22 protein-coding genes are annotated in these 25,864 nt (G+C 60.9%); 3 read left to right on the top strand and 19 right to left on the bottom strand.

The genetic code is table 11. The features are described from left to right. Positions 1 to 67: 67 nt before the first annotated feature. The 15 genes from C8C92_RS26985 to C8C92_RS27050 all read right to left on the bottom strand — a co-directional run bounded on the left by C8C92_RS26985 (position 68) and on the right by C8C92_RS27050 (position 16,810). The gene (locus C8C92_RS26985; RefSeq protein WP_116745778.1) at positions 68 to 559 is read right to left on the bottom strand and encodes a transposase; all 492 of its coding nucleotides are present in this window, start codon (positions 557 to 559) and stop codon (positions 68 to 70) included. 212 nt (positions 560 to 771) lie between these two features. Continuing rightward, positions 772 to 897 carry a hypothetical protein gene (locus C8C92_RS28035; RefSeq protein WP_279340955.1) on the bottom strand — a complete coding sequence of 42 codons (126 nt, stop codon included), beginning with the start codon at positions 895 to 897 and terminating at the stop codon, positions 772 to 774. After that, complete coding sequence (locus tag C8C92_RS26990; protein ID WP_116745779.1) at positions 897 to 2,111, bottom strand: MFS transporter; 1,215 nt, start codon at positions 2,109 to 2,111, stop codon at positions 897 to 899. The genes C8C92_RS28035 and C8C92_RS26990 overlap by 1 nt, the downstream gene beginning before the upstream one ends. Before the next feature lie 11 nt (positions 2,112 to 2,122). Beyond that, the gene (locus C8C92_RS26995; protein WP_116745780.1) at positions 2,123 to 3,112 is read right to left on the bottom strand and encodes a Gfo/Idh/MocA family oxidoreductase; all 990 of its coding nucleotides are present in this window, start codon (positions 3,110 to 3,112) and stop codon (positions 2,123 to 2,125) included. A 1-nt stretch (position 3,113) separates the two neighbouring features. Continuing rightward, positions 3,114 to 3,932, bottom strand: coding sequence for a DUF3025 domain-containing protein (locus tag C8C92_RS27000; RefSeq protein ID WP_116745781.1), 819 nt, complete (start codon positions 3,930 to 3,932; stop codon positions 3,114 to 3,116). A 6-nt stretch (positions 3,933 to 3,938) separates the two neighbouring features. Next, positions 3,939 to 5,003 carry a dihydroorotase gene (gene pyrC, locus C8C92_RS27005; protein ID WP_116745782.1) on the bottom strand — a complete coding sequence of 355 codons (1,065 nt, stop codon included), beginning with the start codon at positions 5,001 to 5,003 and terminating at the stop codon, positions 3,939 to 3,941. 119 nt (positions 5,004 to 5,122) lie between these two features. Next, positions 5,123 to 7,258: a dynamin family protein gene (locus C8C92_RS27010; protein ID WP_116745783.1), complete on the bottom strand. Its 2,136-nt coding sequence runs from the start codon at positions 7,256 to 7,258 to the stop codon at positions 5,123 to 5,125. Between the two features lie 48 nt (positions 7,259 to 7,306). Beyond that, complete coding sequence (locus tag C8C92_RS27015) at positions 7,307 to 8,146, bottom strand: hypothetical protein (RefSeq protein ID WP_116745784.1); 840 nt, start codon at positions 8,144 to 8,146, stop codon at positions 7,307 to 7,309. A gap of 24 nt (positions 8,147 to 8,170) precedes the next feature. Next, the gene (locus C8C92_RS27020; RefSeq protein WP_099761848.1) at positions 8,171 to 9,667 is read right to left on the bottom strand and encodes a dynamin family protein; all 1,497 of its coding nucleotides are present in this window, start codon (positions 9,665 to 9,667) and stop codon (positions 8,171 to 8,173) included. Next, positions 9,664 to 11,334, bottom strand: coding sequence for a dynamin family protein (locus tag C8C92_RS27025; RefSeq protein ID WP_165829560.1), 1,671 nt, complete (start codon positions 11,332 to 11,334; stop codon positions 9,664 to 9,666). The genes C8C92_RS27020 and C8C92_RS27025 overlap by 4 nt, the downstream gene beginning before the upstream one ends. Before the next feature lie 186 nt (positions 11,335 to 11,520). Next, the gene (locus tag C8C92_RS27030; RefSeq protein ID WP_116745786.1) at positions 11,521 to 12,246 is read right to left on the bottom strand and encodes an amino acid ABC transporter ATP-binding protein; all 726 of its coding nucleotides are present in this window, start codon (positions 12,244 to 12,246) and stop codon (positions 11,521 to 11,523) included. A gap of 19 nt (positions 12,247 to 12,265) precedes the next feature. Next, positions 12,266 to 12,958 carry an ABC transporter permease subunit gene (locus C8C92_RS27035; RefSeq protein ID WP_099761845.1) on the bottom strand — a complete coding sequence of 231 codons (693 nt, stop codon included), beginning with the start codon at positions 12,956 to 12,958 and terminating at the stop codon, positions 12,266 to 12,268. A gap of 1 nt (position 12,959) precedes the next feature. Beyond that, positions 12,960 to 13,709 carry an amino acid ABC transporter permease gene (locus C8C92_RS27040; protein ID WP_099764374.1) on the bottom strand — a complete coding sequence of 250 codons (750 nt, stop codon included), beginning with the start codon at positions 13,707 to 13,709 and terminating at the stop codon, positions 12,960 to 12,962. Between the two features lie 97 nt (positions 13,710 to 13,806). Beyond that, complete coding sequence (locus tag C8C92_RS27045; protein WP_099761844.1) at positions 13,807 to 14,763, bottom strand: amino acid ABC transporter substrate-binding protein; 957 nt, start codon at positions 14,761 to 14,763, stop codon at positions 13,807 to 13,809. Positions 14,764 to 14,959: 196 nt separating this feature from the next. Then, positions 14,960 to 16,810 carry an ABC transporter ATP-binding protein/permease gene (locus C8C92_RS27050; protein ID WP_116746139.1) on the bottom strand — a complete coding sequence of 617 codons (1,851 nt, stop codon included), beginning with the start codon at positions 16,808 to 16,810 and terminating at the stop codon, positions 14,960 to 14,962. A 136-nt stretch (positions 16,811 to 16,946) separates the two neighbouring features. On the opposite strand from C8C92_RS27050, the gene C8C92_RS27055 reads away from it, so the two are divergent. Further along, a complete protein-coding gene (locus C8C92_RS27055) occupies positions 16,947 to 17,312 on the top strand; it encodes an acyl-CoA thioesterase (RefSeq protein ID WP_243420446.1) in 366 nt (121 codons plus the stop codon). Positions 17,313 to 17,336: 24 nt separating this feature from the next. Further along, on the top strand, positions 17,337 to 18,929 hold the full coding sequence (locus C8C92_RS27060; RefSeq protein ID WP_116745787.1) for an alkaline phosphatase D family protein: 1,593 nt from the start codon (positions 17,337 to 17,339) through the stop codon (positions 18,927 to 18,929). Here C8C92_RS27060 and C8C92_RS27065 read toward each other — a convergent pair. Further along, positions 18,926 to 19,792 carry a LytTR family DNA-binding domain-containing protein gene (locus C8C92_RS27065; protein ID WP_099761841.1) on the bottom strand — a complete coding sequence of 289 codons (867 nt, stop codon included), beginning with the start codon at positions 19,790 to 19,792 and terminating at the stop codon, positions 18,926 to 18,928. The two genes, C8C92_RS27060 and C8C92_RS27065, sit on opposite strands and share 4 nt — an antisense overlap. A gap of 156 nt (positions 19,793 to 19,948) precedes the next feature. On the opposite strand from C8C92_RS27065, the gene C8C92_RS27070 reads away from it, so the two are divergent. Continuing rightward, positions 19,949 to 21,121, top strand: a complete 1,173-nt coding sequence (locus C8C92_RS27070) for an acyltransferase family protein (RefSeq protein ID WP_116745788.1) — start codon at positions 19,949 to 19,951, stop codon at positions 21,119 to 21,121. Here the strand turns inward: C8C92_RS27070 and C8C92_RS27075 are convergent. From C8C92_RS27075 to C8C92_RS27085, 3 genes are all read right to left on the bottom strand, one after another. Further along, a complete protein-coding gene (locus C8C92_RS27075; RefSeq protein ID WP_099761839.1) occupies positions 21,118 to 22,800 on the bottom strand; it encodes a long-chain fatty acid--CoA ligase in 1,683 nt (560 codons plus the stop codon). The genes C8C92_RS27070 and C8C92_RS27075 overlap by 4 nt on opposite strands. A gap of 54 nt (positions 22,801 to 22,854) precedes the next feature. Next, positions 22,855 to 24,537: a long-chain fatty acid--CoA ligase gene (locus tag C8C92_RS27080; RefSeq protein WP_099761838.1), complete on the bottom strand. Its 1,683-nt coding sequence runs from the start codon at positions 24,535 to 24,537 to the stop codon at positions 22,855 to 22,857. 276 nt (positions 24,538 to 24,813) lie between these two features. Further along, on the bottom strand, positions 24,814 to 25,863 hold the full coding sequence (locus C8C92_RS27085) for an aminopeptidase (protein WP_099761837.1): 1,050 nt from the start codon (positions 25,861 to 25,863) through the stop codon (positions 24,814 to 24,816). Position 25,864 lies beyond the last annotated feature (1 nt).

Raw genomic sequence — 25,864 nt, forward strand, 5'->3', positions numbered from 1 at the left:
GTGGCGGCAAGTCGGGTAGGTCGGATTAGCGTAGCGTAATCCGACTTCTGGCGTAATCCGACAACATTCACTCCCGTCCAACACCCTCAATCGCCACACCGTCCCCGCCCCAATCCTCTGCACACAAGCCGTGCTTGACATACCTGTGAAAACTGGAATACGGCCAATCGATAACTTTGCCCACTAAACCATGTTTGACAGGATTGTAATGGATGTAATCGACATGATTTATCAAGTCGTGCTCATCGCGTAGCACATGCTCCCAGTAGCGATGCTGCCAAACGTCTTTCAATCCTGCATGCTTGCTGAACCATGTCTTGATCAAGCGCCAGCGCGTCATGAAATCGGTATCGCCGGCAGGCAAGGTCCAGATGCAGTGCAGGTGATCGGGCAGGATGACAATGGCCTCGATGTCGAATGGCCGTTTCTGGCGCACGGCGCGAAAAGCATCCCGCAGCACGTCCACGGCAGTGGCGGTAGCAAAAACGGGCCGGCGACGGGCAGTCACCACCGTGAAGAAAAAGCTGCCGCCAGGCTGGTATGCGCGTCGGTATCGCATGATTTCGGGTGTTGTCGGATTACGGCCTGCGGCCTAAGCGCCATCGATATTGCTTATTTCCCGATGTTGTCGGATTACGGCCTGCGGCCTAATCCGACCTACGCAAATACGCTGACGGCAGGTCGGGTAGGTCGGGTAGGTCGGATTAGCGTAGCGTAATCCGACTTCCAGCGTAATCCGACTTTTCGCAAACTACCTTGCGCCCGCGCAGCCTACATGCACATCCAGAAGCGGTTCGCCAGGTCGAGCATGAAGTCCGGCCGCAGATAGGCCAGGAAGACGAGGGCCAGCAGCGCGGCGCCCGCCAGGCGCCACAGCCATGTGCGCCAGTTGCCCATTATGCCGCCACCGCCACGCGCTTGACGGCGCGCTCGTCGATGGGCAGGTTGATCAGCGCGGCCAGCAAGCCCAGGCCGATGGTGATCATCCAGACGATGTGGTAACTGCCCTGGTGCTCGTACAGATAGCCGCCCAGCCACGCCCCGAGAAAACTGCCCACCTGGTGCGAGAAGAACACCATCCCGGCCAGCATCGACAGGTGCTTGACGCCGAAGATGCCGGCGATGATGCCGTTCGTCAGCGGCACCGTCGACAGCCACAGCACGCCCATGCCGGCGGCAAACAGGTACACCGACCACGCCGACAAGGGAGCCAGCAGGAACACGGTGATGACCACGGCGCGCGTCACGTAGATGGCCGACAGCAGATAGCGCTTGGCGATCTTGCCACCGAGTTTGCCCGCGTAATAGGAGCCGACGATATTGAACAGGCCGATCAGCGCCAGCGCCGTGACGGCGATGTTCGGATTCATCAGGCCCTGGTCCTTCAGGTAGGCCGGCAAATGCACGCCGATGAAGACCAGCTGGAAACCACAGACAAAATACCCTGCCAGCAGCAGCCAGAACGAGCGGCTGGCGATGGCTTCGCTGAAGGCCGCGCCCACGCTTTGCTGCGGGCCGCTGGCGTGCGAGACGGGCGGCTCACGCAGGTAGAAGGCCATCGGGATCATCGCCAGCAGCACCAGCGCAGCCAGCACATAAAAGGCGTTTTGCCAGCCCACGGCGGAAATCAGCTGCTGCTCCACCGGCATCATCAGGAACTGGCCGAACGAGCCGGCCGCCGACGAAATGCCGAAGGCCCACGAGCGCTGCTCGGGCGGCGCGCTGCGCCCGATGATGCCGCTGATGGCGCCAAAGGCAGTGCAGGCCAGCGCCAGGCCGATGAAGATGCCGGAGCCGACAATGAACAGGGTGGGCTGCGTCACGAGCGCCATCCACACCAGGCCCGCCATGTAGCTGATGGCGCCGACGATGACGACGCGCATGGTGCCGAATCGGTCGGCCGCCATGCCGGCGAACGGACCGAAGACGCCCCACATCAGGTTTTGCATGGCCAGCGCCAGCGAATACGTTTCGCGCGTCCAGCCATTCGCTTGCGAGATCGGCTGCATCCAGAAGCCCAGGCCGTGGCGCACGCCCATCGCCAGGGTCAGCACGACGCCGCTGGCGATGAGGACGGTTTTCAGGCTGGGACGCGATGAGGGCAATGTCATGGGGTTCCTGATTACGCCTGGTCGGCTTGGTAGACGAGGCCGATCTGGCCACGCATGGTGTCAAGGTTGTGCATCAGGGCCACGCTGTCGGCGTGCGGCATGACCGGGCTTTCCAGCAGGCCGGCGCGGATGCAGCGCATCGCTTCGATCGCCTCGTGCGCGTAGCCATTGCCCAGGTGCGGCGCGGCGACGACGCGGCGTGCGCCATCCATCGTTTCGACGATCAGATGATCGGGTTTGTAAAAACGGTTGGGCAGGCGAATCCGCCCCAGGCTGCCGGAAATGGTCATTTCCGTCGGCGTTTGCGCGCGCAGGCTGCAGGCGCAGGACGAGGTGCCGCCGCCCGCGTGCAGCAAGGAAAACACGACCTGCTCATCGACGCCGGTGGCACCCATTTCAGCGAGCGCCTGCACCTGCGATACCGGGCCGAGGAAAAACGCCGCCATCGACAGCGGATAGATGCCCACGTCGAGCAGCGCGCCGCCGCCCAGTTCCGGATTGAACATGCGGTGCTCGGGCGGGAAATCGGCGACAAAGCCGATATCGGCCTGCACCTGCTGCAGCACGCCGATTTCGCCGCTGGCGATGATGCGCTGCGCTTCCTGCACGGCTGGCAGGAAGCGGCTCCACATGGCTTCCATCAAAAACAGTTTTTTATCGCGTGCCATATCGACCACGGCCTGCGCTTCGCGCGCGTTCATGGTGAACGGTTTTTCGCACACGACGTGCTTGCCGGCGGCCAGGCACAGCAAGGCGTTTTCCGCATGCAGGGTGTGTGGCGTGGCGATGTAGATCACGTCCACGCCGGGGTCCATGGCCAGCGCCTGGTAGGAACCGTGGCAACGTTCGATGCCGAATTCGGCGCCAAAGGCCTGCGCGCCGGCATCGCTGCGCGAAGCGACCGCCACCAGTTGCGCGCCGGGCGCATCGCGCAAGCCATGGGCCATCGCGCGGGCGATCTTGCCGGTGCCGAGGATGCCCCAGCGGACGGTGTTTTCCATGCTATTGATCTCTTTCTGCGCCAGCTGCCTTGCGCTTCGGGCGGAACACCGCCGCGTCATTGTAAAAATCGTCGTCCTGCCCCTCGCACCAGCCGGGCAAACCGAGTACGGGTAGCGGCGTGAAGTCGGCTGTCGTCAAGCCATCACGGGCCAGGTCTTGCGCCACGCGCTCGTCGAGCCAGGCGCGGCGTGCCGCATCATCGAGTGCGAAGTAGGCGTCGCCGGCAAAGATCACGCGCGTGTGCGCCGTGATGGCCTTGCGCGGCGCCACCAGTTTTTCCATCAGCGCGTGGCCGAACAGCCAGACATCGGCGTCGCCGCCAGCGCCAAATTTCTCACGCTGCGCAATGAACGCGCTGCGCCAGTCGTGGCCGCGCAAGGCCGCTTCCAGCGCGCGTCCGGCATCGCTGTCGCGCAGCACCAGCAAGGCGGAATTCTCATCGAAAATCGTCGCGCCGTCGCGTGCCGGACCGCGCGATTTGCCGACGCCGGACAGGGCGATCTGCGCCGCCTGCAGCGCATTCAATTGCCGCTTGATGCGCGGGAAGGTGAGCCACACGAGGGCGTTGAAAAAATCGTGCAGATTGTCGCGCGTGGGCACGCCGCCCGTCGCGCCGATGAACTCTTCATAGGCGACGCCTTCGGGCAAGTCCGCTTGCGGCACGAAGGCCAGCGGCAAGCCGGTGGGATTGCGCAAGTCCAGCGCCCGCGCCCGGCCGTTCAGCGCCGCGATCACCGTGTCGCGCTGCAGGTCCAGCTGCCGTCGCGCCGGCAGCACCGTGGCAAACCAGGGACGGGTCCAGTCTATCGATGGCAGCATGAACGCTTAGACCATTTTCCAGTTGATCTGTTCGCCCGCGTTGAGCGGAATGACGTGGCTGTCGCCCAGCGGCAGCGACGCTGGCAGGGTCCAGCTTTCGCGCTTCAGGGTGATGGTATCCGTGTTGCGCGGCACGCCATAGAAGGCCGGGCCGTGGAAGCTGGCGAACGCTTCCAGTTTATCCAGCGCGCCGGCCCGTTCGAACGCTTCGGCATACATTTCCATCGCGTGCAGGGCCGTGTAGCAACCGGCGCAGCCGCACGCCATTTCCTTGGCGCCTTGCGCATGCGGCGCCGAGTCGGTGCCGAGGAAGAAACGCTCGTCGCCGCTGGCGGCGGCCGTCATCAGCGCCAGGCGGTGCTCTTCGCGCTTGAGGATGGGCAGGCAGTAGTAATGCGGACGGATGCCGCCCTTGAAAATCTCGTTGCGGTTGTACAGCAGATGGTGCGCCGTGATGGTGGCGGCGATCGGGCCTTCCGCTTCAGCCACATACTGCGCCGCATCCTTGGTGGTGATGTGTTCGAACACCACGGACAGGGCCGGGAAGGCGCTGCGCAGCGGACGCATCACGCGCTCGATGAAGACGGCTTCGCGGTCGAAGATGTCGATTTCCGGGTCCGTCACTTCGCCGTGCACGAGGAAGGGCATGCCCACTTCCTGCATCACTTCGAGCACCTTGTAGCAATTCTTCAAATCCGTCACGCCCAGGTCGGAATTCGTCGTCGCGCCGGCCGGATACAATTTGACGGCTTGCACGATGCCGCTGTCCTGCGCGCGGCGGATTTCGTCGGGCGAGGTGTTGTTCGTCAGGTACAGCACCATCAGCGGATCGAAGTTCACGCCTTCGGGCACGGCGGCCAGGATGCGCTCGCGGTAGGCGCTGGCGTCCGCCGTGGTGGTGACGGGCGGTTTCAGGTTCGGCATGACGATGGCGCGGCCGAACTGGCGCGCGCTGTGCGGCAGCACGCTGGCCATGACGGCGCCGTCGCGCAGATGCAGATGCCAGTCGTCAGGACGAGTGATGGTGATGGAAGATGGGACGGCGGCTGTGGTGTGATCGAGTGTGGACATGGCGGCTGCTCTCAGGCGGTCATTGCGAATAACGCCATTTTACCAGCCGCGGGGCAGCCTTTGCAGGCCAGTCACCCGCCTGGGCGATAAGCAGTTTCAGGTGCCTGATCGCTTGATTGTCAGGCTTGAGTCTCAAGGGTGACAAGCACGCTGGCCGCGAGCACGGCAATCCTGGCGCCAATCGCGAGGTCATTTTCCTTGTCTGCAAACGCCTGCTGCAAGGACGACAACTCCTGCCGCAGATCCGCCACCATTTGCTGCTCCAGCGAGGCACGAACGCCATCGAGTTGCTGACACAACTGCGCTACGCCAAGCTCAAAAGCACTACCAATATCCTGGAAGACATCCTGCAAGGCTTGGGTCAGCGACGCCCTCAAGCGCGCCATGTGCTCGGGGTCACGTATTTCACCCTTGAAACGGCTACCGATACCGGCACCGATACCGCTGACCTCCAGTTGCAGCTCGGGTAACACCAGGCGCTCCATCGATGCTTGCAAGGTCCGGCGAAAGTGACCTGGATCGAAAGCGGCATCATCGGTATTGAGGGCGCGCAACAATGCGCTGCGCAAGGCCGCCAGCAGTTCCCCGCGGTTGACGACGCGGGCGAAAGCGTGCTCGATATCGGCGGCGCTGGTGCGGCCATACGTCAACACTTGCTCCACAGCATCGGCCGCAGCCATATATGTATAGCTGCTGGTATAGCTGCGATAAACGGTCTCGGTATTGCCCCAGGAAAAGGGGTTATACCAGCGCGAGGTGCTCACTTCATGCGATGAGGTATGGGTTTCCGTTCCCGACTTTTCTTTCAGGTTGGAAAAGTCGGCCATGGCGCCTTTCAATTGCGCCAGCATGGTGTCTCTGGTGCGCCGTGCGGCCTGTGTATGCTTGTCAATTTCCTGTGTCAGGCAGGTGACGATATCGGCGATACGGTGCTCACAGGCCTGGCGCTGGCGCTCCAGGGTGGCAAGATCGCCTGTTTGCAGTTGCTGGGCGCGCCGTTGCACCGCATCCGTCAATTCACGCAAACACAGGCCGAGTTCACGCCGTGCGCGCGGCAAGACGTCCTGGCGCTGCTGCTCCAGCAGGTCGTGCTTGTCGAACCGTGCCTGCTCATATGCGGCCTTGAGCGCATCAAAGTTGGCCAGCCGGGCCCAGTCTTCGTTGCTGATGACTGCGCCATTCCAGCATTGCCTTGCCATCGCCTGCATCTGGCCATGCACATGATGCATGTTCTTGTTCCAGCGATGCTCGGGCCAACTGGCAAAGCCATGCGCAAAGGTACTGGCAAAGACGGGCGCACGCAGGCCATGGAGCATGGCCGCCAGTTCGCCACGGCCTTGCGCCTGGCGTTCATTGGCAAGCTTGTCCATTGCCTGCGCCGCACGCCGCGACAGCCGCGACTTGATATTATCTTCGGTGGCGGCGAGCGAGCTGCGGTCATAACCATCATCGAGCAGCACGGAATCGTACTGCCCGGCGACCAGTACGATGCGCTTGACGCCTTTGCCTGGCAATTGCAGATGCAGCAGATCGGTATCGGATTGATCCAGGAACTGGCTGCAGCGCGACAGGAAAAACACCACGTCGCACTGCGCCATGTATTCCTTGGTCTTTTGCGTGCGGCTGATCACCGGATCATTCATGCCCGGCGTGTCGACGAGATCAAGCCCGCGCAGTTCCTCCATGGGCAGTTCAAGGCTGGTGGCCTTGACCAGGGCCGTATAGCGGCCGTTCTCGCCTGCGTAGTCATTGAGCGGCAGCTGTTCCGCATGCGTGGCGACCAGCCGCTCGCTGCCCTTGGCCAGGGTGGCGGCGATATCGACACCACTGTCGCGGGCCATGCTGACCAGTTCACGCGCGACCCTGGCGCCATCGTCTTGCGCCACGCCTGCCGCCATGTCAACGATACCTGCCCATTCCTGCGGGCTGTAGTATTCCACCGTCAGCACCGGCGCCGGGCCATGCGCAATGCGCGTCAGATTGGCCGTCTTCGGCGTGGCAGCTTCGGGCAGCACGGGGCGGCCATCAAACAGCAAGGCATTCAGAAAGCTGCTTTTCCCCGCCTTGACCTGGCCGATGATGCCGATGCTTAAATGCTGCCGTGCCTCGTCGAAGCGTGTCATCTGCGTCAGGAAATCCTGGCGCTGCACGCCAAGCGCACTGATTTCGTGTTGAAAATGCGTGCTGCGCCAGGCTTCCAGCGCTGCGCACAGGCCGTTGAGCTGGCGCTCGAAATCCATCAATTGATGATTCATTCAATTCTTCCTGCGATGATAAGTATGGGGGAATGCTGATGCGGCACCTTACGGTGCGACTGCGGGTATCCCCACGGCCTCGCGCCACACCGCATAGGCTGGCGGAAAAGGCAGGAATGAGGCAGCGAGCTCGCCGCCTTTCAAGAAGTCACCCTTTTTCAATAGTACTTTGTGCAAGTAGCCCGCCAGCCCGCTGCTCGCTTCTCGAACAAGCATTTTTTCACCTTGAGCAATCTCATTGGAGATCAAAATCAGTTGCTCCTCGGCCAGCATTTCGCCGGGTTGAGCAAATTGCTTTTCAACCTCAAACCCATGAAAAATCATGCTGCCAGATCCGCCGGAAACATGCTTTTTTTGCCTGCTGTACATAGTGACAAAAACGGAAACCAAGCAGCTCTCAGGCAACGCCGTATCTAACGGCAGGCCCAATACTTTCGCGGCCCAGAAAGTCAGCACCAGCAATTCATCCTCGGGCAGCTGCAACAATTCGGCCAGCTCTGACAGCAAAGTCAGCTGCGGTTGCGACAGCGGGCCGTCCAGCCGGCACAGGACCAGGACGTCGAGCATGAAGCTGGACGCCAGTTGGTGCTGCTGGACCGCCTGCAAGAATTCGCGCAGGCTATCCCGGTTCAGATCGGCGGCCATCTGCCAGACGGTATTTCGCCGCTCAGCCAGCCCCAGCGAGGTCAGCAACATGTCAAACAAGCGGCCTTCCGTCTCGCTGATGGGTTGATCGGCCAACAGCGTCGCGGCCACGGCGCTGGCATGGCACAAGCGCGTATATTCATCGCAGGCAATTGCAAAATGCGGCGGCAAGGGAAACATTTCCACTTTGAGGGCATCGGTATCGCGCAGCAATCGCGGCAAGTCAAAATGATGGGAATTCATGATTTTTCCTGAGGGTGTAGCGTATTAAAAAGATAGGATGCGCACGGTGGCCGGGCGGCTTCCCTGGTGCAGCAAGCGCGCGGCATTGCTGGCTTCAGCAGCCGCCGAGTAAGGCTGCAGCAGTGGCAGGTAGCGCTGCGATGTACGCCGCAACAGCGACGGCCGCCGTGTCGCGTCAGCCGGACGGCTGAGCAAGGCAAGATGGCGGCGATGCACTTGCGATGCATGGCCCGGTGCATGCAATGCACGCAACAGCGACAGCAAGTCGAGCGGGGGAAGGCAGCCCTGTCCCGCACCGGCACCGGCCGGCACCGCCATGCCGCTGGCCTGCACCAGCGTATGCAAGTGAGCAAAGAAGCGCTGCTGGAACGCCTGCAGGTCCGCCGCCTGCCTGAGCGCCCATTCCAGCGCGAGCTGCATCTCGGCAAGCAGCTCGCCGGCATCGTGCTGCGCTTCCACCTCGGTGGACAAAGCCAGTATCCGCTTCATCAGGCCCAGCTGGCGGCGGCGCTGCTGTGCTTCATGCGCAAGGTAACGCTCATAACGAAAAAACTGGCTTTTGAAGCGCTCGGCAGGACCTATTGCCGGCAGCTCATCATTCCAGAGCTGCAATTGTTCGCGCACGGCTGACAAGGGATAAGCCTGACTGTCTCGCGTGGACACAGGCACCACGGCGAGCACCGCAATGCCGCGTGCCGATACGGCCTCGCCAATACCCTTCACGACCGCCGCCACGGACTGCGGGTCGCGCTTGTCGGCACGGCTGACGACAATCAGGCATGCCATCTCACGGGGCAGCGACGCCAGGAACACCAGGTCTTGTTCCGAGATGCCGCCAGCTTCGACCGACACGACCCAGATCACGGCCTGCACCGCACTCAGTTGTGCGTGGGCGATCCTGGCATCGGTACGCGCCTTGAGGACGTTGCCATCGGGTTTGGAATAGCCAGGCACGTCGATCAGGGCCAGCGCAGGCCATGGAAATTCCGGTAGCGCATACAGGGCGCTTTGCAACATCGCCCCTGCATTGCTGCCGTACGCTTCCTGCTCACCATGCGTCAGGCTGAGAAACTCGGACTTGCTCAGTTCGACCTTCTGCAACAGGCGATTGAGCCCAAGAATCACGCTTTGCTGATGTCGCAACAGATAGGTCGGCAGCGCGGTGGTCGGGTCGACCTCGACGGCCAGCAATTGCTGGCCAAGCAGGGCGTTGATCAGGCTGGATTTGCCGGCGCTGAACGCACCACCGACGCCGACGGTCTTTTTCCCGGTCAGCATGGGAAAGCTGCACAATTGTTGCAACTGTCCCAAGCCTTCTTCCAGTGCCGCGACGATCTGGCTGAAATCAGCCGGCGCGCCATGCCGCGCCAGTTCCATCAAATCGTACCGGACAAGCTGCTGCAGCGCATCGAACTCGTCATTGATGGCGGCCGCGCCTGCGGCGGCTGGCTCACCAGCGGTGACGCGGCATAACAGACGATATCGCGCTTCGATCTCGTCCGGAGACAACAGCACGCTCATGGCTGCTCGCAGGCGTCGATAATGGACTGGACCGCGTGGCGATCAATCTCATACTGCCGGCGCTTCTGCTGGAACGCCGTATCGCCTTGCGCCAGGTCGGCATCAAGCTTGGCCAGCGCTGCCTGGCGCTGGGCCAGTTGCTGTTCTGCTGCTGCAACAATACCGGCTTTGGCCTGCTGCACATGTGCCTGCAACGTCGTTTGCAAGGCGGTGCGCGCGGCCTGCTGTATTTGCGGGAAGACCTGGTTGAGCAGATGCATGCGGATTTCCTCATGACGCTGCGCTTGAGCAACTTCAGCCTTGCCGCGATTGGCAAAGATCCGCTGCAAGATGTCTATCAAACCCAGCAACAAGGGCTTGAGCACTTTTGCAACCGGAAACCGGCTGGCAAGCAAATCGATGGCTTGATCCGCCACCATGTGTATCATCGCGCGATCAATGCCCGCATCGCTGTCTTTCGCCACCGAAGCACCGCCAGGAATACGCAGGTCTATATTCAGTACGGCCGGCGTAAAATCGCCGACTCGGTCAAAATAGCGGCGCATGACCACATCAAATTCGGCCTGGATGCCACTGGTCATGCCCAGACGGATGGCCTGGTCAATCTGCGCGCTCACGTCACGACCGCCCAATGCGGCAACCGTCCATGCCTCGAGCTGCTCGTGCAAACGATTGCGCACATGCAGGAGAATGGCTTCCAGGACGGCCGGCAAGCTGGCGTCGAGCTGTGCGGTTTCTTGCCCCAGCCGCGTTTCAAACAGTTTTATTTCCTCTGCAACACGCATCTTTTCGAGAACGATTTTTTCCCGGTCCAGATCTTCTCGATTGAGCAATACATCCAGATACTGGACCAATGGGCGCAGGCGGGCAACGAAGGGCCTGGTGACCGAATGCAGGAACAATGGCTCGGCCAACGCTTCGAGTTCCTGCAGCGCATCATCGAGCTCGCGCACCATATGCGTGCGCGCAGAAACTGTCACTACCCGCAAAGGTGCCCGTCCAGAAATGCCCTCAATCTCCCGGGCCACCTGGCGCGCCACCTCCTGCACATCGTCAGGCGATTTTTTATCGGCCTTGCTGATGACCGCGATCACCGGCATGTCGTGCAGCTGCAACTCCGCCAGGGCAGCACGGATACTTGCATGCAGACCACCCTCCTCCGCGCTGACCACGATGCAATAAGCCAGGCTGCGCTCGACGTAATCGTCGATGGCGCGTCCGTGCTGGCCATTGCCCGAGTCCCAGCCTGGCATGTCGACCAGTTTCAAATGGGGCAGCCGAGCCAAGGTATCGCATTCCACATGCAAGTCCAGCCAGGCGCCTGCCGGTGCCTGGCCAGCTTGCAGTTCCAATACCTGGCTGCGCGCCAATGGCCTGACTGTGTCATCAGGAAGACATAAGGTAAAACGTTCCGGCTTGCCGTATGCGAGCTCCGCAGGAATCGAGGTTTGCGGATCGACATTCGTCGACAGCAAGCTTTCCCCCATCAAGGCATTCAACAAGCTCGATTTTCCGCTACTGAACGCCCCCACGAAAGGTACACGCACCAGGAAATGGCGCGTTTGCTGTTCCACGCCGGCCAACCACTCTTGCGGCTGCTGATAAGTCTGGAACAATTGCCTGATGGCCGGCAGTACCTCAAGAAGATGGATTTGCGGTGAAAACATGTAATGATCCCGTTCAGATGAAATGAAAAAAGTAGCGCGGCATGACGCGCACATTGAAATTTCTTCAATGCAACTAATTTAACATGGGGATACGACAAGATGTGTCGCTGGAGACATATCTCCAGCGACGGACAGAAGAAACGCAGGTGCGATCAGGGCCGCCGGTAGCGGACCTGGCTCAATCGGCTAATGAATGATCTTTGCCAGGAAATCGCGCGCGCGGTCCGAGCGCGTGGTGTTGAAGAAGTCATCCTTGCTGCAATCCTCGATGATCTTGCCCTGGTCCATGAAGACGATGCGGTTGGCCACGCGCCTGGCAAAGCCCATTTCATGCGTGACGACCATCATCGTCATGCCTTCCTGCGCCAGGCCCACCATCACGTCGAGCACCTCGTTGATCATTTCCGGATCGAGCGCCGAAGTGGGCTCGTCGAACAGCATGGCGATCGGGTCCATCGACAGCGCGCGGGCGATCGCCACGCGCTGCTGCTGGCCGCCCGACAGCTGGCCGGGGAATTTATCCTGCTGCGACAGCAGGCCCACGCGGTCCAGGTATTTCAAGCCCTTGGCATTGGCTTCGTCGGCGCTGCGACCGAGTACCTTGATCTGGCCGATGGTCAGATTTTCGCGGATGGACAGGTGCGGAAACAGCTCGAAATTCTGGAACACCATGCCGATGCGCGCGCGCAGTTTCGACAAATTCGTCTTCGGGTCGTTGACGCTGATGCCATCGACGATGATCTGTCCCTGCTGTATCGGTTCGAGGCCGTTGACGGTCTTGATCAGGGTCGACTTGCCGGAGCCGGACGGGCCGCAAATGACCATCACGTCGCCCTTGGCGACGTTGGTGGTGCAGTCGGTCAGTACCTGGAACTGGCCATACCATTTGCTGACGTTATTGAGTTCTATCATCTTGTTCTTTCTTTTACGGTTAGCGAATGATGGCGACGCGTTTCTGCAGACGTTTTACCAGGAACGACAAGGCATAGCACAGCACGAAATACACGACGGCGACAAACACATACATTTCCACCAGGCGGCCATCGCGCTGCGCGATTTTCGAGGCGGCGCCGACGAAATCGGGGATCGACAGCACGTACACGAGCGACACGTCCTGGAACAGCACGATGGTCTGCGTCAGCAGCACGGGGATCATGTTGCGGAACGCTTGCGGCAACACGATGCTGCCCATGGTCTGCCGGTAATTCATGCCCAGCGCCTGGCCGGCCCATACCTGGCCGCGGGGAATCGACTGTATGCCACTGCGCATGATCTCGCAATAGTAGGCCGCCTCGAACATGATGAAGGTGATCAGCGCAGAAGAAAATGCGCCCACTTTCACGGGTTCGTTCGCACCGATGACCCAGGCGGCGATGTACGGCACCAGGAAGTAGAACCAGAAGATCACCAGCACCAGCGGGATCGAGCGTATCAGGTTGACGTAGCTCGATGCCACGCCCGAGATGAGGCGGTTGCTGGACAGGCGCATCAGCGCCAGCAGGGTGCCCAGCACGATGCCGCCCACCATGGCCAGCGCCGTCAGTTTCAGGGTGAAGACCATGCCGGTCTGGAACAGGTAAACCCACGAGCGGGAGATGACATCGAAGTCGAAGTTACCTAACATGTCAGTGTCCTCCCGTCTTGGCGCCGGCGACGATGAAGCCCGGGATGGCGACCTTTTTCTCGATCAGGTGCATCAGCACCACCACCAGCAGATTGACGACGACGTAAATGATGGTGGCAGCCGAAAACGCCTCGAACACCTGGAAGGAAAACTCCTGGATGGCGCGCGCACTGGCCGTCAGTTCGATCAGGCCGATGGTCAATGCCACGGAGCTGTTCTTGATGATGTTCAAAAATTCGCTGGTCAGCGGCGGCATGATGACGCGCGCGGCCATCGGCAGCAAGATGAAACGGTAGGTTTGCGGCAGGGTCAGGCCCAGCGCCGTGCCGGCCAGTTTCTGCCCGCGCGGCAGCGCCTCGATACCCGTCGTGACCTGCACGGCCACGCGCGAGGAGGTAAAGAATCCCAGGCATAAAACAGCCGTGATGAACGGCGCGTTCGGCAGCGACTTGACCCAGGCGCCCAGGTCCGGCGGCAGCAATTCCGGCATGACGAAATACCACAGGAACATCTGCACCAGCAGCGGCACGTTGCGGAACAATTCCACATACGCATTGGCCAGGCCCACCAGCCATTTGTTCGGCAGGGTGCGGACGGTGCCGATCACCAGGCCCAGGATCAAGGCCATGATCCAGGCCGCACCGGCCGTGGCCAGGGTCCACACCAGGCCGGACCACAGGGTATCCATATACGTGCCCACGCCATCGGGGGACATCTCCCAGAAGATGCGCCAATTCCAGTTGTAATTCATGATCATCCTTCCCATGCAGCTCGAGGAAAGCGGCCAGCCGCCTACCCCGCAAATAAAACCGGGAGGCTTGCGCCCCCCGATTTGTTACGCACTCTTGTTACTTTTTCCGTTTGTCCGAAGTCTTCTGCGCTTCGGGCACGGCCGCATACGCGGCCGGGTCACCGGAGTCGGTCGGATTCGCAAACACGGCCTTCAATTGCGCCGGCATGGGGAATTTCAGGTTGATGTTTTTCGGCGGGATCGGCGAGGTAAACCATTTCGCGTAAATGCGGTTGATGTCGTCGCTCTTGTACAGGCGGATCAGCGCTTCGTCGACCACTTTCTTGAAGGCTGGATCGCCCTTGCGCAGCATGATGCCGTACGGCTCGACCGACAGCGCTTCCTTGGTGATTTCGTAGTCGTTCGGGTTTTTCGAGTTGGCCACTTGCGATGCCAGCAGGATGTCGTCGTTGGCTTCGGCCACCGCGCGGCCCGTTTCCAGCATCAGGAACGATTCAGGATGATCCTTGCCGACGGCAATGGTCATGCCCAGGTTCTTTTCCTTGTTCAAAATCGTCATCTGCTTGATGGTCGAGGTGCCTGCCGTGGCCACCAGGGTTTTGCCGCGCAAGTCTTCCAGGGTCTTGATGTTCGAGGTTTTTTTCGACAACACGCGGTTGCCGATGACGAACATGGTGGGCGCGAATGCCACCTGCTGCTGGCGCTCCAGGTTGTTCGTGGTCGAGCCGCATTCGAGGTCGATGGTACCGTTGGCCATCAGCGGGATGCGGTTGGCCGAGGTGACGGGGCTCATCACCACTTTCAGTTCGGTCAGGCCCAGATGCTTTTGCAGGGCCGTGACGACTTTCATGCACAGGTCGATCGAATAACCCTGGTATTGCTGCTTGTCATCGAGATAGGAGAAGGGCACGGAGCCGTCGCGCACGCCGAGGGTGACGGAACCGGCTTTCTTGATCTTGGCCAAGGTGCCGGTCAATTCCTGAGCCTGGACTGGCGACATGCTGCTGATGACGCCGACGCTGAGCAGCGTGGCGATGATTTTGGTCAATTTCATAAATTCTCCTGGACGGACAAACCGGATACAAAGCCGGACGAAACAACTGTGGTGCAAACGCCACCAATGGAATTAATTTTATTTCATTTTCAGCGCCGAACCAGCCGTTTTCTGCGATTGCCGTCAAATAGGCGCTATACGCGCGCCGGAATCAGCGCGGCTGTAGCATTTTTCCTACTGATTGTCCCCCGCCGATTTATTTTGCCGGCGCCAGCCCCGCCAACGCCTCCTCTTGCGCCTCATCATCCATATTCGCCTGCTGGCGTTGCCACATCTGCGCATACAAGCCATTCGCGGCCAGCAATTGCGGATGCGTGCCCCGCTCGACGATGCGGCCATGGTCGAGCACCAGGATTTGCTGGGCGTCGGCCACCGTCGACAGCCGGTGCGCAATCACCAGGGTGGTGCGGTTTTTGGCGATGTCCTTCAATTGCGCCTGGATCGCCTGCTCGGCCTTGGAGTCGAGCGCCGACGTCGCTTCGTCGAAGATCAGGATGGCCGGGTCCTTCAGCAAGGTGCGGGCAATGGCCACGCGCTGCTTTTCGCCGCCCGACAGCTTCAAGCCCCGCTCGCCCACCATGGAGTTGTAGCCATCTGGCAAGCTTTCAATAAAATCATGGATCGACGCCGCTTTCGCCGCCGCCACGATGGCGTCCTTGCTGGCGCCCGGCTTGCCGTAGGCGATGTTGTATTCGATGGTGTCGTTGAACAGCACCGTGTCCTGCGGCACGATGCCGATGGCGGCGCGCAGGGAATCCTGTGTGATTGCCCGCAAGTCCTGGCCATCGATGGTGATGCTGCCGCTATCGACTTCGTAGAAGCGGAACAGCAAGCGCGACAGGGTCGACTTGCCCGAGCCGCTGTGGCCCACCACGGCGGTGGTGGTGCCGGCCGGAATCTGGAAATCCACGTCGAACAGGATTTGCCGCTTGGCTTCATAGCTGAAATTCACATGCGCAAAGCGCACGGCCGCGCCCCGCGTGACGAGCGGTTTTGCCTCCGGCGTATCGGCGATTTCGCGGTTTTCGTTCAACAAGGAAAACAGGCGCTCCATGTCAGCCAGGCTTTGCTTGATTTCGCGGTAGATGACGCCCAGGAAATTGAGCGGGATATACAGCTGGATCATGAAGGCGTTCACCAGCACCAGGTCGCCCAAGGTCATGCTGCCGTTGATCACGCCCACGGTGGCGCGCCACAGGATCAAGGTGACGGCCGTGGCGATGATCAAGGACTGGCCCGTATTGAGCAGGGACAAGGACGTCTGCGATTTCACGGCCGCCGATTCATAGCGCTGCAAGCCTTCGTCGTAGCGCTTCGCCTCGTAATCCTCGTTGCCGAAATATTTCACGGTTTCATAGTTGATCAACGAATCGATGGCCTTGGTATTGGCTTTTGAATCGAGGTCGTTCATGGTGCGGCGGAAATGCGTGCGCCAGTTCGTCACCAAGACGGTAAACGCGATGTAGGACACCAGCGCCACCGCCGTGATCACGGTAAACCAGATGTCGTAATGCAAGACCAGATAGCCGAGCACGAGGGTGATTTCCACCAGGGTCGGCAAGATGTTGAACAAGGTATAGGAAATGAGCGAGCCGACACTGCGCGTGCCCCGTTCGATATCGCGCGTCATGCCGCCCGTCTGGCGGTTCAGGTGAAAGCGCAAGGACAAGGCATGCAGGTGGCGGAACACTTGCAGCGCGATGGTGCGCACGGCCCGCTGCGTGACCCTGGCAAACAGGAATTCGCGCAATTCCGTAAACAAGGTGGTCGACAGGCGCAGCAAGCCATACGCCACCAGCAAGCCGACCGGTAACACCAGCAGCGCTTGCGGATGCGCCGCCGTGATCGTCATGGCGTCGACGAGTTTTTTCAGGATCAGGGGCACGCCCACGTTGGCCAGCTTGGCGCCCACCAGGCATAGCAGCGCCAGCAATACTCTCCATTTGTAGACCCATAGATACGGCAGCAAGGTCTTGATGGTGGCGAAATCGCTGTGGCTGGCGGAGGCTGGCGAGCGGGGCGGAGGGGGAGTCTGGGAACGGCGCATGGCGAAGGTCGGCTTTTTATGGTTCAATCGGGGCAATTGTAGCCTTTCATGAGAATAAAAGATGAGCACCTCCCCCGACCGTCCTGATAACTGCCTCGCCTCCGGCTTGCCCGCCGGAAAAATGCCGGAATTGCGCATGATGCCCGCGCCATCCGACGCCAATGTGTACGGCGACGTCTTCGGCGGCTGGATCATGGCGCAAGTCGATATCGCCGGTTCCCTGCCGGCCACGCGGCGCGCCAACGGCCGTGTCGCCACCATCGCCGTCAATTCCTTCATCTTCAAAAACCCTGTCTTCGTCGGCGATCTTCTCTCCTTCTACGCCGAAATCGTCAAGGTGGGCAATACCTCGATCACCGTCAATGTCGAGGTGTATGCCGAACGCAACCGGCTGCAGGCGTGCATCGTGAAAGTCACGGAAGCGACCCTGATCTATGTGGCGACGGACTCCGACCGCAAGCCGCGCAAGGTGCCGCCGATCGAGACCTTATTGTCGCAATAATCCTACGTTTTATTTTCAGACGGCATGGATAGCCAGCGCCGCATCTTCCTGCAGAGGGCTGCGCGCATCGTCTCGCTGGCCGCCGCCGGCAGCGTGCTGTCGGGTTCCAGCGCGAGCGCCGCCACGCGCCTGAACGGCAACGGCTATCCGTTTGCGCTCGGTGTCGCCTCCGGCTCGCCCTTGCCGGACGCCGTCGTGCTGTGGACACGCATCTGTTACGACCCGCTGCAGGCAGACGCCACGCCCGCCATCGCCCTGAATGTGCGCTGGGAAGTGGCCGCCGATGAAGGTTTTCGGCGCATCGTCGCCAAGGGGCAAACCACGGCCACGCCCGCCCTCGCACACAGCGTGCACGTCGATGTGGCGGGCCTGGCGCCCGGGCGATGGTACTGGTACCGTTTTATCTTTGGCGACGCCGTCAGTCCCGTGGGCCGCACGCGCACGGCGCCCGAGCCCGGCGCCATGCCTGCCTCGCTGAAACTGGCCGTCGCTTCGTGCCAGCACTGGGAATTCGGCGCGTATGCGGCGCACCGGCACATCGCGGCGGCCGCGCCCGACCTGGTGGCCTTTCTCGGTGATTACATTTATGAGTGGGGACCGTACCAGCTGCAGCACCCGAGCCGGGCCATGCGCACGCACGAAAGCTTTAGCCTGGACGAGTACCGCGCCCGCTATGCGCAATACAAGAGCGACCAGGATTTGCAGGGCGCGCACCTGGCCGCGCCGTGGATCGTCACCTGGGATGACCATGAAGTGGCCAACGATTACGGCAACGACCGCGACGAATTGCTCACGCCCACTTTCCTTGCGCGCCGCGCTGCCGCCTATCAGGCGTTTTATGAACACATGCCGCTGCGTCTGCTGCCGCTGGGGCGACGCGGCTTTGTCGACATGCGCATCTACCAGCGCTATGACTGGGGCCGCCTGGCGCGCTTCCACGTACTGGACGACCGGCAATACCGCGCCTACCACGCGTGCGCCAGGCCGGGCCGCGGTGGCTCCAATTCCGTCACCACGCGCAACTGCCCCGACTTGCGCAAACCCGGCCGCAGCATGCTGGGCGAGGAGCAGCAGCGCTGGCTGCAAACCGGTCTCGATACGTCTCCGGCGCACTGGAATATCCTGGCCCAGCAAACCCTGATGGCGCAATCGAGCCAGGTGCCCATCCTGCGCCCCGGCGACGAGCGCATCTGGACCGATGGCTGGGATGGCTACCCGCTGGCGCGCCAGCACCTGCTCGACGCCTTGCGCAGCAGCAAGGCCAGCAACCCGCTGGTGCTGTCCGGCGACGTGCACACCTTTTATGCCACGGAACTGAGCCGCAACGCCATGCGCCCCACCGGCAAGGATAATCCCGTGCTGGCGACCGAGTTTTGCGGCACGTCCATCACGTCGAGCTCCCGCCCGCAGGCGCGCACCGAGCAGTATGTGGCGATGAACCCGCACATCCGCTACGGACGCAGCGACAAGCGCGGCTATATGTTGATGGAAATCACGCCAGAGAAAACGACGACCCTGTTCCAGGGCCTGGAGAATGTGCGCGACAGCACTTCTACCATCGCGACACTGGCCCGCTTTACCGTCCAGGACGGCAAGGCGGGCCTGCAGCCCACTTAGCAGGTACTTTTCAAGGCATCGCGGTAGCGCCGGCTGACAGGTACCTCCCCGCCCGTGGATAGCACGGCACGCGCATCGCCCGATTCCAGCGGCACGATGCTCTGTACGAAATCAAGGTTGACGATATAGCTGCGGTGCACGCGCACAAAGCGCTTGCCGTCGAGGCGGCGCTCGATGGCGGCCATGGTCGAGCGCAGCGGATAATCGTGGCCGCGCACGTGCAGGTTCACATAATTGCCCCAGGCCTGTATCCACTCGATATCGGCAGCCGGCAACAGAAAGTCCTTACCCAGCTTGCGTACCAGGAAGCGTTCCGGCTGCTGCACCGGCTCCACGGCTGGGCCTTCATCGGGTTCGCCCAGCAGTGTCGCCTCGCCTTGCCAGCGCATCAGCAGCAACTGGTAAAACCCCACCGCCAACAAGACGAGGAAGTAAGCACGCACATCTTTCAGGTATTCATACGGCAACTCGCGCCACCAGTCGCCAAAATCATAGTGGCTGCCCTGGCTCCAATAGGCAATTTTGCGCAAGGCCACCATGGCCGCCACATGCACCAGGCTGTAGACGACCGACGCAGCCAGGTGCCAGCGCAGGTTCTGGCGCTGGAACACCAGGTGTAGCGGCCGGTACTGTCCCGCCAGCACGACCACGGGCACCAGCGCCAGCAGCACCAGATTGCTGCTCCACTCCCACACGGCCACTTCCCAGTATGGCGTAGCGAGCCCGGCGCGCCGCAGGTCAAGCCAGGCCAGCCAGCTGTTGACGCTGGCCTGCAGCAGAGTCAGCACGATCCAGAATCCCGGCTCGGCCACGCGGCGCCAGCGTTGATAACGTTGCAACATGTCGGTGGAAGAGACGCGCATGACTTCAGTAGGTAAATTAGTTGCACGATTGTAACGTCCCACACCCGTCCCAGGCGATCCATTCGTCCCAGCCAGCCGTCCGCTGGTCACTTCGCGCTGGCTGCCAGCCCCGCCGCTGCCTATGCTGGGGCTTCCTTCACCATTTGCCCACCGATCATGAGCCATCACACCCGCCGCCACGATATTGACGCCTTGCGCTTTCTCGTCTTCAGCTTGCTGATTGTCTATCACACTGCCTTGCTGTACATGGATGGATGGAACTTTCACATGCACAGCAGCTACACCACGGATGCCCTGAACATGCCGCTGGTCTTCATTAACCGCTGGCGCATGGAAATCGTCTTTCTCATCTCCGGCGTGTCGTGCGCCATGATGACGCAGACCTCGCGCGGGGCCTTCCTCTGGCGCAGAATCAAGCGCTTGCTGCTGCCGCTGCTGTTCGGCATGGCCATCATCATTCCCCTCCAGCCGTATTGCGAAGGGGTCAGCAACGGCCTGGTCGAACCCGGCTATGGACAGTTCCTGCTGCATTACTTTGGCGGCCATGCCTGGCCGGCCGGCGCCTTCGCAGGCTGGCAATATGGTTTTACGTGGAATCACTTGTGGTATCTGGTGTACTTGCTGCTGTACATCATCGTGCTGGTGGCGCTGCAGCCGCTGCTGGCGGCGCTGCGCCCCCTGTTCCAGCACTTGCGCGGCTGGCGCTTGCTGGTCTTGCCGGCGCTACCCACCCTTGCCGCCACGGTGTTCCTGAAAATGCGCTATCCGGAAACCCATGCGGTGGTGCACGACTGGTATGCGCACAGCATCTATTTCACCATGTTCGTGTATGGCTGGTGGCTGGGTAATGACAAGGGATTGTGGGCAGAACTGGCGCGCCTGCGCTGGCAGACGCTATGGCTGGGTCTGGGCGCGTTTGCCGTGTACATGGTATTTGACCAGATGTATTCGGAAAACCTGCTGACCTGGGCCTCGGCCGGCTCCTGGCCCATGCGCAACCTGTACATGTGGCTGGCCATCTGCGCCATCCTGGGCTGGTCGCATACGCTATTGAACCGCCCGTTTGCCTGGCTGCCTTGGGCGCGCCAGGCCGTCTTTCCCTGGTACATACTGCACCAGAGCGCGATCGTGCTGCTGGCCTACTGGCTGGTGCCCCTGAAGCTGGGCCCCGTGCTCGAACCGCTGCTGATATTGGCTGGCACGCTGGCGACCTGCTGGCTGGGAACCTCGCTGCTGATCAGCAAGGTGAACTGGCTGCGCCCCTGCTTCGGCTTGCCCGCCCGCCCAGGGCGGAACCTGGCGGCGGACACAGCCATGGCGGCGAACTAAGCCACCTTCTTCTCGTCGCGCAATTGACGGCGCAAGATCTTGCCGACGTTGGTTTTCGGCAATTCATCGCGGAACTCGATGTATTTCGGTTTCTTGTAGGCCGTCAATTCATGCTTGCAATGCTCGCGGATCTGTTCCACCGTCAGGTTCGGATCCTTGCGCACGACAAACACTTTCACGGCTTCGCCCGCGTTGGCGTCCGGCACGCCGATGCACGCGCATTCGAGCACACCCGGGCACGATGAAACCACGTCTTCCACTTCATTCGGATACACGTTGAAGCCGGAGACGATGATCATGTCTTTCTTGCGGTCCACGATCTTCACGTAGCCGCGCTCGTCCATGACGCCCACGTCGCCCGTCTTGAAGTAGCCGTCGGCCGTCATCGACTTGGCCGTTTCGTCCGGACGCTGCCAGTAGCCGGCCATCACTTGCGGGCCGCGCACGGCGATTTCACCCGGCTCTCCCAGCGGCACTTCCACGCCATCGTCGTTCAAGATCGCCACTTCCGTCGACGGGAAAGGCAAGCCGATGGTGCCCGTGAATTCCGTGATGTCGACGCGGTTGCCCGTCACCACGGGCGATGTTTCTGACATGCCATAGCCTTCGATCAGCGGGCAGCCCGTCAGTTTCAGCCAGCGTTCGGCCACGTTGCGCTGCAGGGCCATGCCGCCGCCATTGCACACCTTGTAGCTGGAGAAATCGAGCTTGGCAAACTCGGCATTGTTCAACAGCGCGTTGTACAGGGTATTGACGGCCGGGAAGACGACGATCTTGTGCTTGGCCAATTCCTTGACGAAACCGGGAATGTCGCGCGGATTGGGAATCAGCACGCTCATGCCGCCCAGGCGCATGCCCATCAGGGCACTGACCGTCAGCGAATAGATGTGATACAGGGGCAAGGCGCACATGAAGCCCATCGAGGTGGCGCGCATTTCAGGCGTCATCACGGGCGACATCCACGCCTCGTTTTGCAATACGTTGGCGATCACGTTACGGTGCAACAGCATCGCGCCTTTTGAGACGCCCGTCGTGCCACCCGTGTATTGCAGGAAGACGATATCGTCATGCCCCTGCTGCACCGGCTGCAAGGTCAGACGCGCACCTTCGGCCAGCATCTTGTTGAAACTGATGGCGCCCGGCAAGGAAAACGCGGGCACCATTTTTTTGATCTTGCGCACGACGAAGTTGACGATGGTGCCTTTCAGTCCGCCCAGCAAGTCGCCCATGGTGGCCACGATCACATGCTTGACCTGGGTATGCGGCAACACCTGCTCCACCGTGGTGGCGAAGTTTTCCAGCACGATGATCGCTTCACTGCCCGAATCGATCAGCTGGTGCTGCAATTCACGCGGCGTGTACAGCGGGTTGACGTTCACCACCGTATAGCCGGCGCGCAAAATCGCCGCCATGGCCACCGGATATTGCAGCACGTTCGGCAGCATGATCGCCACGCGCGCACCGCGTTGCAGGCCCTTGCTTTGCAGCCAGGCACCCATCTGCCGCGACAGTTGATCGAGCTCGCGATAGGTCATGAATTTATCCATGCACACGAAGGCGTTGCGGTCCGCATATTTCTGGAACGACTCTTCCAGCAAATGTGTTACGGAACGGTATTGCGTGCAATCTATCTCTGCGGGAACGCCGTCCGGGTATGACTTCAACCAAATCTTGTCCATCTCGCCTCATCTTTATCTGTAAAAGGGATGCGCCTCCTGGCGCATCCACATTGTTTATGCTGCTATCTTTTTCTCGTCACGCAGGGCGCGACGCAAAATCTTGCCGACGTTGGTTTTCGGCAGTTCATCGCGGAACTCGATGTATTTCGGCCGCTTGTAACCCGTGAATTGTTCCTTGCAATACGCGGCCAGCACGGCCTGGGTCAGGTTCGGGTCCTTGCGTACCACAAACACTTTCACGGCTTCGCCCGAATGCTCGTCGGGCACGCCCACGCAGGCGCACTCGAGCACGCCCGGATGGGCTGCGATAACGGCTTCGACTTCGTTCGGATACACGTTGAAGCCGGAGACGAGAATCATGTCTTTCTTGCGGTCCACAATCTTCACGTAGCCGCGCTCATCCATGATGCCAACGTCGCCGGACTTGAAATAGCCGTCGGCCGTCATGACCTTGGCCGTTTCATCGGGACGGTTCCAGTAGCCCGTCATCACTTGCGGGCCACGGATGGCGATCTCGCCCGTCTGCCCCAGCGGCACTTCCTTGCCGTCATCGTCGAGAATCGTGATCTCGGTCGACGGAATCGGCAAGCCGATGGTGCCGGAAAACACCGTGCTGTCGGCGCGGTTGCACGTGGCGACGGGCGACGTTTCCGACAGGCCATAACCCTCGATGATGGACACGCCCGTCGCCTGCAGCCACTTGTCATTGACGGCTTGCTGCACCGCCATGCCGCCGCCATTGGCGATCTTCAAGCCAGAGAAGTCGAGCTTGGCAAAGTCGGGGTGATTCACCAGCGCGTTATACAGCGTATTGACCGCCGGCAGCAGGTTGAACTTGTACTTGCCCAGTTCCTTGATCAGCCCAGGGATATCGCGCGGATTCGGGATCAGGATATTCAGCGCACCCACGCGCGTGCCCCACATCGCGCACGCCGTCAGGGCAAAGATATGGTACAGCGGCAAGGCGCAAACGATGATCAGCTGCTCGCGGCTGTTCGGATCGAGCGCCGCGCCCGACCACGCTTCGCTCTGCAGCACATTCGCGATCACGTTGCGGTGGCTCAAGGTCGCACCTTTCGACACGCCCGTCGTGCCACCCGTGTATTGCAGGAAAGCAGGGTCGTTGATGCTCAGCTCGACGGGCGTGAGTTTCATGCGGCTGCCCAGCGCCAGCGCCTGCTTGAAACGCATGGCGTTCGGCAAGGAATACGCGGGCACCATCTTCTTGACGTTGCGCACGACAAAATTGACGAGCATGCCCTTCAAACCGCCCAGCATCTCGCCCATGCTGGCGACGACGATGTGCTTGACGGCCGTCTTGCTCAACACTTGTTCCAGCGTATGGGCAAAGTTTTCCAGCACGATGATCGCTTCGCTGCCCGAATCATTGAGCTGGTGCTCGAGTTCGCGCGGCGTGTACAGCGGGTTGACGTTGACCACCGTGTAACCGGCGCGCAGCACGGCAGCGATCGCCACCGGATACTGCAGCACGTTCGGCATCATCAGGGCGACCCGGGCGCCCTTCTTCAGGCCACGGCTTTGCAGCCAGGCACCGAGCTGGCGCGAATAGGTGTCGAGCTCGGCATAGGTGAGAAATTTGTCCATACAGACATAGGCATTGCGGTCCGCATATTTTTGAAACGCCTCTTCCAGCAAATGCACCAGCGAACGATATTGATCAGGATCGATGTCGGCGGGAACGCCGGGAGGGTATGACTTCAGCCAAATTTTTTCCATCCTGTGCCTCTTGTCTCGAATAATCGTGGGGGAGCCGGCGCAGCCTGCCGGCGCGGATCATTGCTGCGGATTCTGTCGTCCTGCAGTCAGTTTGAGCATTCTGACGAGCAATTGCTCTATGCTACTAATGCGATGCTATCGGGCGCCGCGCTTCCATGCAAGCGCTTTCAACAGTATTCGAGCAGCAACTCTAAGCGCATTTTGTGCTGCACTGCAGCATGATAAATACACTGTTACCGAATCGCTTGCCTCACCGTACGGGACAATCTTTACGGGTCAGGGGCTGGACAATTGTTCCAGCGCATGCCTGCGCTCAGGCTTCTTGATCTGGGCCATTGTGTGCACTGCAGCATAAAAAGCACGAAAGTTCTTTTTTTCTTCCAGCAATTTTTTGAAGGCAGGCAAAAATTCATTGTAGGTCGACACGGAAGCGAGGTGCGCATTGCTCAATGGCTGCTCGAACCAGCGGTCGTAACCGGTAAAACCGCCCCAGTCTTGCTTCAATACCTGATACGCGTCTTGCAGTGCCGCAAACACCTGCGCCTTGCGCGCGCGCTTGTCCGCCTCGCTGGCGTCGCTCGCATACACGGTCTCCAGCTTGCCCCGGTATGCCAGCAGCAAGGCCAGAAAATCCTGGCGCCGCGCCGCATACTGGGCGTATGACGCACGCATGGCGTCATTGCCCTCGCGCGCCAGCCAGCGCTGCACGCCCGCCTCTTCCACGGCACTGGCAAACGATTCGTTGAAGGCCGAATCACCGGGCACGTACACCACCTGGTGCGCCAGCTCATGGAAGATCAGGCGCGCCAGTTCCGCATCGTTGTAATTGATAAAGGTCGACAGCAGGGGATCATCGAACCAGCCCAGGGTGGAATACGCGGGCACGCCGCTCACCTGCACGTCGTAATGCTGGGCGCGCAACTCGTCGGCATATGCGAGCGCCTCGTCCTTGCTGTAATAGCCACGATAGCTGACGCAGCCGGCGATGGGGAAACACCATTGCAGCGGCTGCAGCGACAGTTCCGGCGTGGCCACCACGTTCCACAGCACAAATGGACGCCGCAGGGTGGCGTAGTTCTTGTAGCTGCCATTGTCGGGCAAGTCCAGCTCGCTGACGGCAAAGCGGCGAATTTGCTGCGCCCTGGCCAGGCGCACTTTCAGGCGCGGCTCGGTGGCCGGGTCGTCGAGCCAGGCACCGATGGGCCGCGCGCCCGACCACAAGGCATATTGTCCCTGCGCCGCTTGCGTGTAATAGCGCAGCTGCGTGCAGCCACCCAGCAGCAGGCACACCGTGCCGACAAGCAAGCAGGCCGGCCAGCGCAGCATG

The sequence above is a fragment of the Janthinobacterium sp. 78 genome (assembly GCF_003096775.1).
In the GTDB taxonomy this organism is placed as follows: Bacteria; Pseudomonadota; Gammaproteobacteria; order Burkholderiales; family Burkholderiaceae_D; genus Janthinobacterium; species Janthinobacterium tructae.

Excerpts from the sequence above, each read along its gene's own strand:
- C8C92_RS26985 (WP_116745778.1), bottom strand. The coding sequence starts at position 559 with ATGCGATACCGACGCGCATACCAGCCTGGCGGCAGCTTTTTCTTCACG.
- C8C92_RS28035 (WP_279340955.1), bottom strand. The coding sequence starts at position 897 with ATGGGCAACTGGCGCACATGGCTGTGGCGCCTGGCGGGCGCCGCGCTG.
- C8C92_RS26990 (WP_116745779.1), bottom strand. The coding sequence starts at position 2,111 with ATGACATTGCCCTCATCGCGTCCCAGCCTGAAAACCGTCCTCATCGCC.
- C8C92_RS26995 (WP_116745780.1), bottom strand. The coding sequence starts at position 3,112 with ATGGAAAACACCGTCCGCTGGGGCATCCTCGGCACCGGCAAGATCGCC.
- C8C92_RS27000 (WP_116745781.1), bottom strand. The coding sequence starts at position 3,932 with ATGCTGCCATCGATAGACTGGACCCGTCCCTGGTTTGCCACGGTGCTG.
- pyrC (WP_116745782.1), bottom strand. The coding sequence starts at position 5,003 with ATGTCCACACTCGATCACACCACAGCCGCCGTCCCATCTTCCATCACC.
- C8C92_RS27010 (WP_116745783.1), bottom strand. The coding sequence starts at position 7,258 with ATGAATCATCAATTGATGGATTTCGAGCGCCAGCTCAACGGCCTGTGC.
- C8C92_RS27015 (WP_116745784.1), bottom strand. The coding sequence starts at position 8,146 with ATGAATTCCCATCATTTTGACTTGCCGCGATTGCTGCGCGATACCGAT.
- C8C92_RS27020 (WP_099761848.1), bottom strand. The coding sequence starts at position 9,667 with ATGAGCGTGCTGTTGTCTCCGGACGAGATCGAAGCGCGATATCGTCTG.
- C8C92_RS27025 (WP_165829560.1), bottom strand. The coding sequence starts at position 11,334 with ATGTTTTCACCGCAAATCCATCTTCTTGAGGTACTGCCGGCCATCAGG.
- C8C92_RS27030 (WP_116745786.1), bottom strand. The coding sequence starts at position 12,246 with ATGATAGAACTCAATAACGTCAGCAAATGGTATGGCCAGTTCCAGGTA.
- C8C92_RS27035 (WP_099761845.1), bottom strand. The coding sequence starts at position 12,958 with ATGTTAGGTAACTTCGACTTCGATGTCATCTCCCGCTCGTGGGTTTAC.
- C8C92_RS27040 (WP_099764374.1), bottom strand. The coding sequence starts at position 13,709 with ATGAATTACAACTGGAATTGGCGCATCTTCTGGGAGATGTCCCCCGAT.
- C8C92_RS27045 (WP_099761844.1), bottom strand. The coding sequence starts at position 14,763 with ATGAAATTGACCAAAATCATCGCCACGCTGCTCAGCGTCGGCGTCATC.
- C8C92_RS27050 (WP_116746139.1), bottom strand. The coding sequence starts at position 16,810 with ATGCGCCGTTCCCAGACTCCCCCTCCGCCCCGCTCGCCAGCCTCCGCC.
- C8C92_RS27055 (WP_243420446.1), top strand. The coding sequence starts at position 16,947 with ATGATGCCCGCGCCATCCGACGCCAATGTGTACGGCGACGTCTTCGGC.
- C8C92_RS27060 (WP_116745787.1), top strand. The coding sequence starts at position 17,337 with ATGGATAGCCAGCGCCGCATCTTCCTGCAGAGGGCTGCGCGCATCGTC.
- C8C92_RS27065 (WP_099761841.1), bottom strand. The coding sequence starts at position 19,792 with ATGCGCGTCTCTTCCACCGACATGTTGCAACGTTATCAACGCTGGCGC.
- C8C92_RS27070 (WP_116745788.1), top strand. The coding sequence starts at position 19,949 with ATGAGCCATCACACCCGCCGCCACGATATTGACGCCTTGCGCTTTCTC.
- C8C92_RS27075 (WP_099761839.1), bottom strand. The coding sequence starts at position 22,800 with ATGGACAAGATTTGGTTGAAGTCATACCCGGACGGCGTTCCCGCAGAG.
- C8C92_RS27080 (WP_099761838.1), bottom strand. The coding sequence starts at position 24,537 with ATGGAAAAAATTTGGCTGAAGTCATACCCTCCCGGCGTTCCCGCCGAC.
- C8C92_RS27085 (WP_099761837.1), bottom strand. The coding sequence starts at position 25,863 with ATGCTGCGCTGGCCGGCCTGCTTGCTTGTCGGCACGGTGTGCCTGCTG.